The 14,737-nt window shown below is 60.7% G+C and carries 17 protein-coding genes; 9 read left to right on the plus strand and 8 right to left on the minus strand.

Annotation, left to right across the window (positions count from 1 at the left end):
* Window positions 1–146 precede the first annotated feature (146 nt).
* From ABH939_RS25395 to ABH939_RS25410, 4 genes are all read left to right on the plus strand, one after another.
* Complete coding sequence (locus tag ABH939_RS25395; protein ID WP_404650332.1) at window positions 147–641, plus strand: DUF3558 domain-containing protein; 495 nt, start codon at window positions 147–149, stop codon at window positions 639–641.
* A gap of 30 nt (window positions 642–671) precedes the next feature.
* On the plus strand, window positions 672–1,025 hold the full coding sequence (locus ABH939_RS25400) for a hypothetical protein (protein WP_232816907.1): 354 nt from the start codon (window positions 672–674) through the stop codon (window positions 1,023–1,025).
* A gap of 68 nt (window positions 1,026–1,093) precedes the next feature.
* Complete coding sequence (locus tag ABH939_RS25405; protein ID WP_257216585.1) at window positions 1,094–1,585, plus strand: DUF3558 domain-containing protein; 492 nt, start codon at window positions 1,094–1,096, stop codon at window positions 1,583–1,585.
* A gap of 43 nt (window positions 1,586–1,628) precedes the next feature.
* Window positions 1,629–1,955 carry a hypothetical protein gene (locus ABH939_RS25410; RefSeq protein ID WP_404650333.1) on the plus strand — a complete coding sequence of 109 codons (327 nt, stop codon included), beginning with the start codon at window positions 1,629–1,631 and terminating at the stop codon, window positions 1,953–1,955.
* Window position 1,956: 1 nt separating this feature from the next.
* Here ABH939_RS25410 and ABH939_RS25415 read toward each other — a convergent pair whose 3' ends face one another.
* The 3 genes from ABH939_RS25415 to ABH939_RS25425 form a co-directional block, all read right to left on the minus strand.
* Window positions 1,957–2,310, minus strand: coding sequence for a UBP-type zinc finger domain-containing protein (locus tag ABH939_RS25415; protein ID WP_404650334.1), 354 nt, complete (start codon window positions 2,308–2,310; stop codon window positions 1,957–1,959).
* A 70-nt stretch (window positions 2,311–2,380) separates the two neighbouring features.
* Window positions 2,381–3,817 carry an ATP-binding protein gene (locus ABH939_RS25420; protein WP_003941311.1) on the minus strand — a complete coding sequence of 479 codons (1,437 nt, stop codon included), beginning with the start codon at window positions 3,815–3,817 and terminating at the stop codon, window positions 2,381–2,383.
* A 9-nt stretch (window positions 3,818–3,826) separates the two neighbouring features.
* Entirely contained in the window at window positions 3,827–5,503 is a 1,677-nt protein-coding gene (locus ABH939_RS25425; protein WP_003941369.1) for an FAD-dependent oxidoreductase, read from the minus strand.
* A 213-nt stretch (window positions 5,504–5,716) separates the two neighbouring features.
* Between ABH939_RS25425 and ABH939_RS25430 the strand changes: the two genes are divergently transcribed.
* Both ABH939_RS25430 and ABH939_RS25435 read left to right on the plus strand, forming a co-directional pair.
* Window positions 5,717–6,211 carry a DUF3558 domain-containing protein gene (locus tag ABH939_RS25430; protein WP_218695626.1) on the plus strand — a complete coding sequence of 165 codons (495 nt, stop codon included), beginning with the start codon at window positions 5,717–5,719 and terminating at the stop codon, window positions 6,209–6,211.
* A gap of 212 nt (window positions 6,212–6,423) precedes the next feature.
* A complete protein-coding gene (locus ABH939_RS25435; protein ID WP_404650336.1) occupies window positions 6,424–6,603 on the plus strand; it encodes a hypothetical protein in 180 nt (59 codons plus the stop codon).
* A 56-nt stretch (window positions 6,604–6,659) separates the two neighbouring features.
* On the opposite strand, the gene ABH939_RS25440 is transcribed toward ABH939_RS25435, so the two are convergent.
* Entirely contained in the window at window positions 6,660–7,121 is a 462-nt protein-coding gene (locus ABH939_RS25440) for a 6,7-dimethyl-8-ribityllumazine synthase (RefSeq protein ID WP_404650337.1), read from the minus strand.
* A 46-nt stretch (window positions 7,122–7,167) separates the two neighbouring features.
* The gene (locus ABH939_RS25445; protein WP_003941343.1) at window positions 7,168–7,680 is read right to left on the minus strand and encodes an Lrp/AsnC family transcriptional regulator; all 513 of its coding nucleotides are present in this window, start codon (window positions 7,678–7,680) and stop codon (window positions 7,168–7,170) included.
* A gap of 217 nt (window positions 7,681–7,897) precedes the next feature.
* On the opposite strand from ABH939_RS25445, the gene ABH939_RS25450 reads away from it, so the two are divergent.
* The 3 genes from ABH939_RS25450 to ABH939_RS25460 all read left to right on the plus strand — a co-directional run bounded on the left by ABH939_RS25450 (window position 7,898) and on the right by ABH939_RS25460 (window position 11,742).
* A complete protein-coding gene (locus tag ABH939_RS25450) occupies window positions 7,898–9,013 on the plus strand; it encodes a Glu/Leu/Phe/Val dehydrogenase (RefSeq protein WP_007726076.1) in 1,116 nt (371 codons plus the stop codon).
* Between the two features lie 129 nt (window positions 9,014–9,142).
* Entirely contained in the window at window positions 9,143–10,261 is a 1,119-nt protein-coding gene (locus tag ABH939_RS25455) for a methyltransferase (RefSeq protein WP_404650338.1), read from the plus strand.
* Window positions 10,262–10,374: 113 nt separating this feature from the next.
* Window positions 10,375–11,742 carry an acetamidase/formamidase family protein gene (locus ABH939_RS25460; RefSeq protein WP_404650339.1) on the plus strand — a complete coding sequence of 456 codons (1,368 nt, stop codon included), beginning with the start codon at window positions 10,375–10,377 and terminating at the stop codon, window positions 11,740–11,742.
* Between the two features lie 21 nt (window positions 11,743–11,763).
* Here ABH939_RS25460 and ABH939_RS25465 read toward each other — a convergent pair whose 3' ends face one another.
* The 3 genes from ABH939_RS25465 to ABH939_RS25475 all read right to left on the minus strand — a co-directional run bounded on the left by ABH939_RS25465 (window position 11,764) and on the right by ABH939_RS25475 (window position 14,528).
* On the minus strand, window positions 11,764–13,110 hold the full coding sequence (locus ABH939_RS25465; RefSeq protein ID WP_047270244.1) for a T3SS (YopN, CesT) and YbjN peptide-binding chaperone 1: 1,347 nt from the start codon (window positions 13,108–13,110) through the stop codon (window positions 11,764–11,766).
* 212 nt (window positions 13,111–13,322) lie between these two features.
* The gene (locus tag ABH939_RS25470; protein ID WP_003941346.1) at window positions 13,323–13,805 is read right to left on the minus strand and encodes a hypothetical protein; all 483 of its coding nucleotides are present in this window, start codon (window positions 13,803–13,805) and stop codon (window positions 13,323–13,325) included.
* Between the two features lie 165 nt (window positions 13,806–13,970).
* Window positions 13,971–14,528 carry a LysM peptidoglycan-binding domain-containing protein gene (locus ABH939_RS25475; RefSeq protein ID WP_404650340.1) on the minus strand — a complete coding sequence of 186 codons (558 nt, stop codon included), beginning with the start codon at window positions 14,526–14,528 and terminating at the stop codon, window positions 13,971–13,973.
* Between the last annotated feature and the right edge of the window lie 209 nt (window positions 14,529–14,737).

Below are 14,737 nucleotides of genomic sequence, written 5' to 3' on the forward strand. Positions count from 1 at the left end.
CTGGTAGATCGACGTTAGGCCGATTATCGGCGTGGGTGAAGGGTTGCAACGGAATGCAATGTCGTGGAACCGATCTGTGCTGGGGAGCGTCCAATACTGTGAGCGGGTCGCGAACGAGGGGGAGTGCTGTGGGAGTGAGGGGTGCAGTGGTCCTGGTCGCGGCCGCGCTGTTGGTTGGGGGTTGTTCCTCGACGGTCGAGGGGCATGCAGTACGAGCCGACGAGGCTGTTGGGCTATTTGACCCTTGTAGCGGCATTGGCGACAGCGCCTTGCGGTATGTCGGCGTTGATCCGGCGACTGAGGAACGCGGGATTCTTGGAGTTCAGATTCCACGATTTGAAATCTGCTCATGGGATGGGACGGGAATTTCGCTGAGCGTCTGGTCAACAGACCACACTCTCGACGAAGTCGAAGCGAACACCAACAATGCCGATGTAAGGGCTGCGAATGTTCATGGCGGCCCTGCTATCAAGTTCGGGCAGCGTGACGATGCGACCGGACAGATTTGCTCAGTAGCTTGGACGACCAATCAGGGGGTGCTGATCGTTCGGATCGCCCCAGATTTCGGTGAGACGCCGATCGATCCGTGTGGCCTCGCGTCGACGATTACCGACAAACTCTTCCCGGAGCTCCCCAGATGAATCGCTCGCTTGATGAAGGTGGTGCTACGCATGAGTTCAAATGAGGACTCCGGGGCCGAGGTTTCGTTCTCGCTGGATCCGGACACGGCGCGATTGCTAGTTACGGCATGCGGCGAATACCAAATGACGTTGGAGCATTTGTCTGTTGCTGCTGCGAAACTGAGTTGGGTTGGTGGTTTAGGGACGCTCGCATCAGGTCGAGCGCTTCAGACGAAGTTCGAGGAGAAGGCCGTCGGTGGCCACGATGCGCTCGTCGATGTGTTGGCGAGTCATATCGCGGTCGTGGAGGCAATGCAGGCTCAGTTTCAAGCCTGCATCGACAACGCATTGGATCAGGAGTCGTCGAACGTCTCGACTTTGAGGTCGGTCGACCTGCCAAATTGAGGCAGCGAAGTGTCGCTGGAGTGTCCGGGCAGCGAATGAGGGGGAGTGCTGTGGGAGTGAGGGGTGCAGTGGTCTTGGTCGCGGCCGCGCTGTTGGTTGGGGGTTGTTCGTCGACGGTCGACGGTGAGGCTTTCCCTGTCGATGTCATTGGGATGTTTGATCCGTGTGAGGTTCTCGGCAATGAGGAATTGGAGAAAGTCGGAGTCGACCCGGCAACAAAAGAGGTTGACATCGTTGACACGCATATCGATGGTTTCAACATTTGCTCGTGGAACGGTGGGTGGTACTTCTTGTCTCTGACATCGACCGATCATCCGCTCGTAGAGGTCGAACAGAATCCAGTCATGCGCGACCTTCATCGAGCCCAAATCGCCGGGCGCGAAGTCCTGATATACCAGGAACGCAATGACAAAACAGATTCTGCTTGCAACGTCGCGTTCGCGACCTCTCAATCCACCGCGATGATCCGCGTCGGCGCCAAGGTCGGTGCGGCGCGCGCCGAGACGCCGTGCACGCTGGTGGAACGAATTGCCGAGACAGTGATTCCATTGCTCCCGTGACAGCGGTCCTGATTGCAGCTACACCCTCGAACACAGGAGTCACATGTCGAATTTGTATCTCGATGCCAAAGTCGCCGGCGAGCTGATCGCGGCTTGCGCTGAACTCCGCGCGCAGTTCGAGGCAGCACTGAACTCCGCCGCACTACTCGGTCAATTGACAGGGTTTGGAACCCTAGGATCCGCACAGGCGCTACAGGCTAAGTTCGAGGAGAAGGCCGTCGGTGGCCACGATGCGCTCGTCGATGTGTTGGCGAGTCATATCGCGGTCGTGGAGGCAATGCAGGCTCAGTTTCAAGCCTGCATCGACAACGCATTGGATCAGGAGTCGTCGAACGCCTCGACTTTGAGGTCGATCGACCAACCGAACTGAGTCAGTGGATGTGTTGCTGCCAATCGGCTGGGACACGACCCTTAGGCCCCGGCGTCGGCTGATCTACGGGATGTGAAGTGGGCGCCGCCAATTCAGGTCCGTCGTACGCCTCGTTGGTTTCGAAGCTCCAGAACCAATCCTCACCGGGTTCGTAGCTCTGCATCAACGGATGCTTTGTCGCGGCCGCATGCTTGCTCGCGTGCTGTGACGGTGAGGAGTCGCAACACCCCACGTGACCGCATTGCGCGCATCGACGCAGGTGCACCCACCAACCGCCGCTCGCATCGCATTCGACGCATCCCGCGCCACTGGGCGGCACGCTCGGATCGATCCCCGCTGGAAGTCCGTCGGTCATGGTCCACCCTCTCGCTGACTGAAGTCGGTCATTTCATCGTGCGCTTTGCCTACCGGCCGTGCAAGGGCGACTAGTCGTCGCGCGTGTCCCGCGGTGGGCCCGCGATTGGCAACAAAACTCTGAACCGGGTGTTACCGGGCTCAGACGTGACCCGCAGCTCACCACGATGCTTGCCGACCACAATTCGCCACGAAATATCAAGGCCGAGACCGGTTCCCTCACCGACAGGCTTAGTCGTGAAGAAGGGTTCGAAGATCCTGTCGATGACGTCATCGGGAATCCCGGCGCCGGTGTCGCAGATCTCGATGCACACGCGGTCGCCATCGCGGCTTGTCCGAACGGTGAGTGTTCCCGATCCGTCCATGGCAGACACCGCATTGTCGATCAGGTTGGTCCACACCTGATTGAGTTCGGCGGCGTAGGCGTCGATCGGAGGCAACGCAAGGTCGTACTCCTTGACGACTTCGATTCCGCTTCCGATCTTTTGCCCCAACATGATCAACGTGCTGTCGAGCAATTCGTGGACATCGATGGTCTGGAAGGGAGCGCGATCCATCTGTGAATACTGTTTGGCCGCACCGACGAGCGTCGAGATCCTCGTTGTGGAGTCGGCGATCTCGTTCATCAGGAGTTCGGATTCGATGGTGTAATTCAGCCAGCGAATCGCGCCTTCGAGTACGGACTCGTCAACGGCTGCAGCAACGTTCTCGAGCCAAGCGGTGTCGAGTCCAGCCTGCACGAAGGTCGGAGCCAGGTCCCAACCTTCTCGAATCGAATGATCCTCGAACCATTCACCCAACGAATCCTCCCGATCGGAGGCTTCGAGGGGAGTGAGCGTCGGCGCCTTGGCGACAACCTCTGCAACTTCCTCTTGAAGTCGCATGAGAGTGACGAGGGCATCGCGGTCGTAGGTGCCCGATGCAACCATTCCCAGTTTGTGACGCATACCTGCGACACGCTCGCGCAAAGAGGCTGTCGCTCGAACCGCCGCGGCTGCAGGGTTATTGAGCTCGTGAGTCAATCCGGCCGACAGTGATCCGAGTGCAAGGAGTCGTTCTCGTTGGTCGATGATCTGCTGGGTGTTCTTCTTGCCGAAGAAGACACCCTCGAGTAGATGTACCGCCATCGGAAACCACTCGCGCATCGCGTTGCCGAACTTGTCGGCGTCCAGGACGAAAAACGTCGAAGGAGTCGTCACTCGCATCGACCCCGCGTAGACCTGCGGTACACGATCGCCGAGATACGCCGTCCAGCCTCCCGAGTAGACGCCGCGCTGGGTGGTCCTGTTGATCTCGATGTCTTCGCCGCCCGACAGCTTGGACAGCACCACCTCGCCCTCGATGAGGACGTAGAAGCAGGTGGCAGGCTCGCCTTCGAGGTAGACCTGACCTCGATCGATCTCGGTGATATGGCCTGCCTGGCAGAGTGATTCGAGCTGATCGTCGGTGAGCTTCTCGAACAGGAACAGGGTGCGAAGCAAGTCTGGGCTGCATTCAGGAATGGACATCGAATCTCCCTATTGTTGAGCGAGATAGCGGTGGACGAACATCACGGCCATCGCGCCCTCTCCGACGGCCGACGCGACGCGCTTGGCCGATTCGGCGTGTACGTCCCCGGCGACAAACACTCCGGGGACACTGGTTTCGAGATGATGTGGTGCGCGGTCGAGCGGCCACCCGTCCGGGGTGACGCCTTCGGACGGAAGGTCCGGGCCGGCAAGAACGAAGCCATTTCCGTCGCGGACCACCACGTCGCCGAGCCAGTCGGTGAGGGGAGCGGCTCCGATGAAGATGAACAACCACTGAGCATTGACAGTGTCTTCTTCTCCGGTGGCTCTGTTACGCAGTGTGATTCGTTCGAGGTGATCGTCACCCTCAGCGCCGACTACCTCCGTGCACGTGCGCACGGTGATCTTCGGATTCTTTTCGATCTGCTGAATCAGGTAGTAGGACATCGAGGCTTCGAGCGAGTTGCCGCGAATGAGAATGGTGACGGACCTAGCTCCGCGGGAGAGATAGACCGCAGCTTGCCCTGCCGAATTGGCGCCGCCGACTATGTACACATCCTGCTCGCTGCACCGTGCAGCTTCGGTGACGGCCGATCCGTAGTAAACCCCTCGGCCGGTGTAGGTATCGAGCCCCGGCGCCGACAGTTGGCGATAGGAAACACCGGTCGCCAAGATGACCGAATGGGCGTCGACCGACGAACCGTCGTCGAAACGCACTGTGCGGGCCGAGCCGTTGATTTCCAAACCGGTGACGTCTCGCGCGGTGATGACCTCGGCGCCGAACTTGGTTGCCTGGCGCCTCGCCCGATCGGCCAACTGTGCGCCGGACACTCCGTCGGGGAAGCCGAGGTAGTTCTCGATTCGTGAACTCTGGCCGGCCTGACCGCCAGTCGCCCGCCGTTCGATGAGGACCGTCCGAAGTCCCTCCGAAGCGCCGTACAGAGCAGCGCCCAGACCCGCAGGGCCGCCGCCGATGACAACGAGATCGTAAAAGTCTTCGGAGAGGGTGGTACTCAACCCGAGTTTGTCGGCGAGTTCGGCGTCAGTGGGCTCGACAAGGACATCCCCATTGGATGCGATGACGACGGGAAGCCGCAGTTCGTCGGTACCGGCAGCCGAGAGCAGTCGTTGGCCTTCCGGCTCGTCTGACATGTACCAGCGATAGGCAAGTTGGTTGCGTGCCAAGAACTCTCGGACGTCGGATGATCGCTCGGACCAACGATGGCCGATCACCTTGGTTTCCTCGGCGGGGTGATGACTCGAACTTGCCCAGGCATCGAGCAGCGCATCGATGACGGGGTACAGCTTCTCTTCCGGGGGATCCCAAGGCTTGAGGAGGTAGTGGTCGAGGTCGACGACGTTGATGGCGTCGATCGCAGCATCAGTATCGGCGTACGCGGTCAGTAGAACGCGCCGAGCTACGGGATACAGGTCCATTGCCTGTTCGAGGAACTCGATTCCACTCAAACCAGGCATGCGGTAATCGGCGACGATCACAGCGACTGCATCGCCGCGAAGTTTCATTTCACGCAAGGTTTCGAGAGCCTGGTCGCCGGACTCCGCGCGAATGATTCGGTACTTCTCGCCGTACCGCTTGCGGAGGTCTCGAACGACGGCACGCGAAACACCAGGATCGTCGTCGACGCTGAGGATCGCTGGTTTGGCCGGGGCTTTCGGTGCGCTCACTCGGTGCCTTCCCGAAGTCGTAGTCAACCTCTCCAGTATGCGACTGCTGAGCTGAGCGTCAATCGCTGAAGATGCGCTCTGAGTGAACCGGCGAACCTGAACTGGGAATTTCAAGATTGCGGGAACCGATCGAGCCTCCGGTGCATCCAATACAGTGGGTCCACATCAACAGGGGGTGTCATGCGGGGGTCGGTGGGGGTTGGGCGACTGCTCATGGCTGGGGTGTTGGTGTGGGCTGCGGCAGGATGCAGCTCAGTCGTGGAGGGGGCGGCTGAGCCTGCATCCGGCCAAGAGGGTTTGTTCGATCCGTGCAAGGACATCCCGGACTCGGTTCTGGAAGAAGTGGGGCTTGATCCGGCTACCGAGGAAGTTGATATCGCCGGCGTCGAGCAGCCGGGTTGGAAAATCTGTTCGTGGACTGAGTCCTGGTATTACTTGTCGATTTTTTCGACCGAAAGTTCCATCGAGACCACCAAACAGAATCCGAACTACGTGGGATTCAAGCCCGTGACGATCGGCCAGCGAGACGGCGTCGAGTTCCATCTTCAGGCGGACGCCGACCTTGTCAGATGTTTCGTCGCCTTGCCTGCTGCGCAGGGGGCGATTTGGCTCAGCGTCGATACCAAACTTGCTCTTAAGCCCGAAGGGTCGACATGCGAGCTCACGCAATATTACGCGAACCTGCTCGATCAACGTCTCCCCAGTTAAACACGTGTTCTATCGGCCGAATTGAGGATCTAATGTCTGAGACCCATACCTGGCGAACTCCAAGTGCCCACAGCATTGACCTCGACCCAAATGTTGCAGCACAGCTTGCCGTCGCGTGTGAGGGGTTTCTTGCCGAGTTGCAAGACATGGCAGGCAACTTGAACAGACTTACTGCCTTGGACTGCTTTGGGACACTTCAGTCGGGAAAAGACATGGCTGGCAAGTTTGCCCAAAAGGCCACCGGTGGTGCCGATTCACTCGAAAAGTCTCTTCTCAGTCATGCGCTTGTAATCACCGAGATGCGGGACTTCTTCCAGCAATGCGTCGACCGCTACGGCGAAGTCGACGACTCGAATGCCTCTGCACTGGCGAGCGTCGTCACCCCTCGATAGACACAAAAAATCTCGCTGAGTCGATGGCATTCGACTCAGCGAGACTTGGGTAACGACTAGCTGGTGGGCAGGGCCTTCAACGACTTGACGGTGGCGTCGACCGCGCGAGCAGCCTCGGCGCCCTTCTTCACGAAATGCGTGCTGAAGTACTCGACGTGCTCGGCATGCTCGTGGAAGTGATGCGGCGTCAAGACCACCGAGAAAACCGGAACGTCGGTGTCGAGCTGCACGCGCATCAGACCGTCGATGACAGCCGTCGCCACGAAGTCATGCCGGTAGATACCGCCGTCGACGACCAGACCTGCGGCAACGATGGCCTGGTAGCGGCCGGTCTTGGCCAACCGCCGAGCATGCAGCGGGATCTCGAAAGCTCCCGGTACCTCGAAGAAATCAACCGTGTCCTTGGAGTAGCCGAGCTCGACGATCGCGTCGGTGAATCCGTCGCGTGCACGGTCGACGATGTTGCGATGCCACGTCGCCTGAATGAACGCGATGCGCTGTCCCTGGATCTCACTCATAACCATGAAACTAGCGCACTGGGAAGCATCGACGCGACCACCCGTCCTAGTCCTGCTGACGGGGGAAGGCGGTCGAACGACCCCAGCCGGCGTCATTGGTGAGGTGCTCGAGGAGAGGCTGAATTCGATACGGAAGGGGATTGGTCAGAGCGATGGTCGTGGTCGAATGCGTGACGCCTGGAAGTGACACGATCTGCTCGGCCAACTTCTGCAGGGCCGCGTGCGTCGAGGTGGCGACGCGAACGAGCAAATCCTCGCGACCGGTCGTCGCGTGAATTTCGATCACCTCGGGCAACTCGGTCAGACTCCGCGCGACTGCGCTGATCTTGCCCTGCTCGAGTTCCAGACCGACAAATGCCTGAATCGGGATACCGACCTCGGGGAGATTGAGATTCGGCCGAAACCCGGTGAGAAGTCCGTTGGATTCCATGCGCTTCATTCGCGACTGGACGGTGTTGCGGGCGACGCCCAACGAGTTGGCCAACTCGGCCACACTCATCCTCGAGTCCTTGCTGAGCAGTCCGAGCAACTGGACGTCGAGCTTGTCGATGCTGAGCACTTTGTGAACCTCTCCTCAGTGATTTGAGTCACTGGATGATCGAATTGACTAGTTCAAGAGATTTGCATTGACCAAATCGTAACTCAGGCAGAGCATTGGTTCCACGAATTGCTCAGCGGGATTCTCTTTGGGTTATTTGTCCCAATAGTACCCAATGAACACTTCGCCCCAATATTTCGACTGCACCCCGTAATTCTTCGGAAAGGTCTATCCCACAATGACTCTCACCGCCGAGCCCGTGAACTCCGTTGTTTCCCATGACGACACTGCGGGCGTGTTTGATCGCGCCGACTACCTGCGCGATTACCCCCACGAGCAGGTGAGCTTCTTCCAGGATCCCGCGAGCGGCCTCAAGGCCATCGTCGCCATCCACTCCACGACGCTCGGTCCCGCGCTCGGCGGAACGCGCTTCTACCCGTACTCCGACGAATCTGCCGCAGTCACAGACGTTTTGCGCCTCTCGCGCGGCATGACCTACAAGGCTGCGGTTGCCGGCGTCGACCTCGGCGGCGGCAAGGCCGTCATCATCGGCGACCCCGCAACGGCCAAGACCGACGAATTGCTCGGCGCCTACGCAAAATTCGTCCAGACCCTCGGCGGCCGCTACATCACCGCTGGTGACGTCGGAACCAACTCCAACGATCTCGACATCATCGGTCGTAACACCGACTTCGTCGTCGGCCGCAACGCTACGGTCGGCGGTTCCGGCGACAGCGCTCCGATGACGGCCCTCGGCGTATTCCAGTCGATGCGCGCCGCGGCACAGTCGCATTGGGGCACTCCGTCGCTCGCAGGCAAGACTGTTGGTGTCGAGGGCACAGGCAAGGTCGGCTACGAGCTGATCAAGCTCCTCCTCGCAGACGGCGCAACCGTTCTCGCGACCGACGTCAACGCCGCAGCGCTCGACCGTGTCAAGGCGGACTTCCCGCAGGTGAGCATCGTCGACAGCATCATCGACGCTGATCTCGACGTTTACGCACCGTGTGCGATGGGCGCAACACTCACCGACACGACCGCACGCTCGATCAAGGCCGAGGTTGTCTGCGGCGCTGCCAACAACCAGCTCACCGTGCCCGAGGTCGAGAACATCCTCCGCGACCGCGGCATCACCTGGACCCCCGATTACGTCGCCAACGGCGGCGGCCTCATCCAGGTTGCCGGCGAGCTGAAGGGCAACTCGGCCGAAGAGGTCAAGCTCAAGGTCGAGAAGATCTTCGACACGGTCACCGAGATCTTCGCGAAGTCGAAGAACGACGGAATCCTCGCCGGCGAGGCTGCTGACGCGGTCGCCGAGGCTCGGATCGCCGAGGCAGCTCGCGTCGCCAAGGGCTGACATCCCTCTCGCAGTCATGTAGCGCGGCCGGTCCCGACTAGTGTGGACACCAGACGAGCAGATTTTGCAGATCTGGACCACATCAGCCGGTAGACCGGCCGCTATGCGTCGGACGCCGGAAGGGCTTACATGACTGAACAATTCGCAGTGTGGACCGAGAACGACGTCGAGCAATCGGCCCGTTGGGGTTCGACGAGCAACGCCCCGGTGCCCAAGCGCATCGTTGTCGCCGACGACACGATGAAGGCCGACGACGCCTATCGCTTGGCATGCGAAGGCACGGCGTTGTTGTGGCGCGGAGATTTTCAGAACGCTCGCCAACTGTCGAAGGCCGTCGCGTCGCGCATTGACCGCAAGCCGCGCCGAGCGTCCGACGACCCAGCCAAAGCCTTCCATCTCCACCGGCAGACCCAAGGACGCCGCGCGCAGATCCTCGGCATGCTGCTCATTCCCTTGGATGCAGATCTGTCGATTCCACTCCGGCGAGCCCCGGACGCGCAAGTCGCGTTGACCGAAGCTTTCGGGATTACCGGTGAGCCTTCGGTTCGCTCGTTGCGTGACATCCTCGGCGCGATCGGCGCTCACGAGTGGCACCGCAAAGGTGTTTTCATCGAGGCTCTCGACGCACGAGTGCATCCCGCCTTCGGAGTGTTCTCACCCGTCCGCGGGGAGTATGTCGATCTTGTCGCGTCTGCGCCACTGCCGTCGACGGAATCGGCTTTCGACATCGGCACCGGCACCGGCGTTCTTGCTGCCGTCCTGGCGCGGCGTGGAGTTCAGACGGTGACGGCCACCGACCAGAACCCCCGGGCACTGCAATGCGCTCGTAGCAACCTCTCGCGGCTTGGCTACGGCGATCAGGTGACCGTGGTGGAAGCAGACCTCTTTCCCGAAGGCACCGCTCCGGTGGTGGTCTGCAATCCTCCCTGGATTCCGGCCAAGGCCACCTCGCCCATCGAATACGCCGTCTACGACCCCGCTGGAGCGATGCTGAAGGGCTTCCTGACTGGTGTCGCAGCGCATCTGGACGACGGGGGAGAAGCGTGGCTGATCCTCTCGGACATTGCCGAACACCTCGGTCTCCGAACGCGATCCGAACTGCACGATCTGATTGCGGCCGGTGGGCTCACTGTTGTCGATCGCATGGACGTCAAACCGACGCACGCAAAGGTCAGTGACCGAACCGATGCGCTTCACGCTGCCCGGGCACGAGAGACGACCTCGCTCTGGCGGCTTCGCCGTCGCTGAATTCATTCTCAGTCAGCGGTATTTCCTTGCCATGAAATGGTAATGAACGAGTAACAAATCGGGTCTAGCTTTCTTCGCAGTCGCACATCGTCACGCACTCCGGAGGAATCTCGATGGAATACACTCTTGCCCGCAACGCAGCCGAAGACCTGACGAAAGGTCTTGGCCGACGCGGATTCATGAGGGCAGTCGCTGCCCTCGGTGCGGGCGTAGGAGTTGCCGGTGTGGCTTCGGGATGCGCGCACTCGAACGCGTCACCGGCTGGATCGTCCTCCTCTGCACTACCGTTCGCCGATGGCATTCCGATTCTGCAACCGGGCAGCGGAAACGTCAGTGGCGATCACTATCTGAGTTCGGATCCGTCGGACGTCATGTGGGGTTATGTGCCCAACATCCACACCCGCGAGGTGATGCGGATGAAGTCGGGCCAGACCGTCACGATCGACGCCCTCTCGCACGAGGGAATTCTCGAGGATCAAGGGCGCAATCCTCTCGAATACTTCGGTAGCAAAGGCGTTTCCGAGAAGGACGTGCTCGAGGATGCGATTGCCGTTGCGGCCGAATACAACCGAACCGAACGAAACTTCGACAAGGACGGACCGCACGTCGTCACCGGCCCGGTCTTCGTCGAAGGCGCCCAGCCTGGAGACGTACTCAAGATCGAGACTCTCGAAGCCATTCCCCGCGTGCCGTACGGCGTTGTGTCGAGCAGACACGGCAAGGGCGCTCTCGCCGTCACAGCAGACGGAACCGCTCCAGCGGGAATCACTCTGGACGAAGTCATGCCGCCGGTCGCCACAGACGGGCGCGCAACAAAGGACCCGTTGAAGTACGGCGGTGTTTCCACTTTCACGGCGATCGAAGACGGCAAGGGCGTGATGCCTTTCGGACAGTCGAAGGTGCGGTTTCCCCTGCGGCCCTTCATGGGAATGATGGGAGTTGCCTATTCCTCGGATGCCGACCCGACATCCTCGTCGTCGAACTCCATTCCTCCGACGCTGGGCGGCGGAAACATCGACATCAGGCATCTCGGTGTCGGATCAACCTTCTATCTGCCGGTCTTTGCCGAAGGCGCCCTGTTCTACGTCGGTGACCCCCACATGGCGATGGGAGACGGTGAGGCAGCGTTGACCGCGATGGAAGGATCGCTGCGCGGCACGTTCCGACTCAGCGTGTGTAAGAAGGATTCCGGTGACGCTCCATCGGTGGCTTTCGGATACCCGTTCGCTGAGACCGAGGAGGCCTGGATTCCGATCGGCCTGTCCGACCCCAACGGTTCGGTCGATGGGCAGAACAGTGACCTCAACGGCGCCATGCGGCGCGCGGTGGTCAACGCGCTCGACTTCCTCGAGCATGATCGCGGAATGGATCGAGCGACGGCCTACGCCTATCTTTCTGCCGCAGCCGATTTCACGGTCTCGCAGGTTGTCGATCGAACCGTGGGCGTCCACGGACAGATCTTCAAATCCCACTTCGAATAGCGGGAAAGGCGATCCGTGTTGTCAGGACGGATCGTCGAAGAGGCTCTGTTGCAAGGGATCGGCGAACAAGCCCATTTGCTCAGGTTGCGGCTTTGCCGGCGTCTCGGTTCGAGAATTGGGTAGGACCACCAGTCGCAAGGCCCCTCGCAGACGGTCGACCATGAGTTCCCACCCGCCGACCTGATCCTCGTATCCCGCAGCCTCTTCGGCGTCTCCGCGACTGTGGGCGTCCACAGCCTGACTGCGCAGCTGAATCTGCCATTCGTTGCTGATGTGGAGGAGCTGAAGAATCAGATCGCGATCACGACCACAGACATCGGCTACCGCGTCGAGATCCTCGGCCACGTCCAGATCGAGGTGCAGCAGGGTCTCGAGTTCGGGAGGCAGGTCCTCGGCCGTCAGATCGGGCTGCAGCGAGGAGGAGTCACCGCTCTTGTTCGCGAAGAAGAGGTCTCCGCCGACGCGTGCGGCGAACTCGTCGTCCACGGTACGCAGGAACGACGTCAGGGCGGCGCACGTATCGGTGAGTTGCTTGGGAACGAATGGCGAACCCGCCACCTCGAGGAACACCGACAGACGGTCGTCGATCAAGACGAACTTGATGCGCGACCACTTGCGGTTGAGATCGGCGATGACCTCGGCTGCACGGGTGCGGTTGCTGATGTCCTGAACGAGCGGGGAGAACAACTGCACGTCCATGGACTCGGAAAGTGGACCGACGAACATGACAGTCGAACCGACACGAATGGGTATGTCGCCGTCGCTGTCTCGCTCGGGAAGAGTGCCGAGCATGGGAAGCAAAGCGAGAGTGACCAACTCCTTGAGGTGGTCGATGTCGTTGGGCATGTAGGCCGCGGTGGGGTCGAGTGTCGGAAGTTCTGTCGACTCGACGACCGACGGATCGAAATCCGGAGTCTGCTCGTTGCCGGTGAGATCGCTGGATAGAAAAGCCGGGTGCTGCACACCGAACACATCACGGAATGCAGCGACAGTCATCGCTGCGAGCTGATCGGCCCAGTTCTGCGCCTTGTCGACGCAGAAGGCGGGGGAGTTGTTCGGATCCTCCAGATTCTCGGAAGGCGGATTCCAGCCGAGTGCGATCAACTTTTGTTCGTCGGCATCTTCGAGTCGATAGCGCGGATGAAGGAAGTCGTTGGAAGGAACCTCGCAGCGGACTGTGTTCTCGTCCCACACGAGGAACTGAACGCATGGCGCTGCGCCGTCAGCTGGATCGAAGTCGCCGGTGGACGATTCCACGGCAAGAACGTCGCCGTCGACCATGATGGAAATGTGATCGCCGAGGCGACGTTGAAATTCTGCCCACGCCCGGTCGACACTGACATCGAGATCGAAGCCCATTGCGCTCATCAGCCACCTCCTTCCGCAAAAGCTCAGACCTATACGGTATCGCGAGGCTCCGACAATGCTGCTGTCCTTTTCCGGTCGACCGGATTGCAGCGGACCACGAACCGTGACGGCGAGGAAGGTAGTTGCAGGTAGATCGGTTATTCGAGAGCGGCGACTGAAGTGTGCCTGTAACCGCCGTCACGCCAGGCGGTGTGCGGGCGAAAGAGCGAGGGTTATCCGGCGAGAACGGGCGAGACCTCGACGACGGGCGGCGTGGATCCGGTCGTGACAACGGGGGTGGTGCTGGTCTTGGTGGTTGTGGCCGTCGCGGTCGGTGACGAGGTCGCGGTAGCCGACGCAGTTGTGGTGGATGAGACGGGTGTTGTCGTACTGGTGGCCGTCGTAGTCGAGGTGGCGGAGCTCGTGCTTGTCGCGGTCACCACAAGCGGCTGATTGCGAGGAGCGGTCGTCTCGTCGGCGATTCGCCAGGTCGGCGTCGGCGGGATGACAACCGTGGGGACTGCAACCGAGCTGTAGAACGCGGCCGGTTCGATCCCGGCGACGGACTCCACGGAAACCGACGAGACCAGAGTGGGAGGCTTCACCACAGGGCCGCCGGCACCGAATGCGCCGGCTGCTCCGCCGAAAACGAGGCCTGATGTCAGAGAAAGAGCGGCCACTGCGACAGCGCCGATCATGACTGTTCTGTCTTTCATGCACACCTGTCCTTCGGGAGCAGTACGGAAGTACTGTAGGCGAAAAGATGCCGCAATGGAGTATCAGGGCCTGCTGGGCGGGACGCGAATCTGTGTGGCGTAGAACACAAAAGGCCCTGGGTGTCGACGCGGACGTCGGCACCCAGGGCCAGGTCAAGCAGTGAATCAGGCGGGGATCGTCAGTACCTGACCGGCGTTGATGAGATCCGGGTTCGGGATGCCGTTTGCATCCGCGATGCGCTGGTACTGGTTGCCGTCACCGTAGAAACGCTCTGCGATCGCCCACAGGGTGTCGCCGCTTTCGACGGTGTAGCTCTGCGCTGCCGGAGCGGCGGGGGCAGGCTCGGGCTCGGGTGCCGGAGCGGGCTCCGGGGCAACCTCGGCGGCCGGCGCTGCGATTGCAGTGTCCGAAGACCACAGAGCATTTCCGCCGGCGGACAGAACGACGTTGCGATCGTCCTGAACCGAGAGGGAGGCACCGTCGTTGCCTGCGGTCTGCGATGCCCACACGGCGTCGGAGTCCTTGTAGATGACGAAGTTTCCGTCAGCCTGCACCTCGGCGCGGTTGGCGCCGGATCCGTTGGTGCCTGCGGCCCAAACAGCCTGTCCGCCCTCGGACAGAACCAGGTTGCCGTCGTCCTGCAAGGTGAGGGTGTATGCGCCGTTGTCGGACTTGAGTTCCTGGCCGACTCCGAGGCTCTGACCTGACTGCAGTGTGCTCACGCTGTCCCTTTCCAAATCTGTTGCGATGACTGTGCCTCCACGATTCCGCTTTACCGTCCAGTTACCTTCTGGCCGTTGGTCTCGTAGGCGACCGAGTGTACGTTACCGAAGAGTACAGAGAATTGTGCAGCGTTGACGGATTGCGTGTCGAGCGTTCGGATCTTGCTGATATTAAGGCGTTTTGGGCGAACGCGCCGCGACATCCTACG

The organism is Rhodococcus sp. 27YEA6 (genome assembly GCF_044908235.1).
GTDB classification, from domain to species: domain Bacteria; phylum Actinomycetota; class Actinomycetes; order Mycobacteriales; family Mycobacteriaceae; genus Rhodococcus_F; species Rhodococcus_F qingshengii.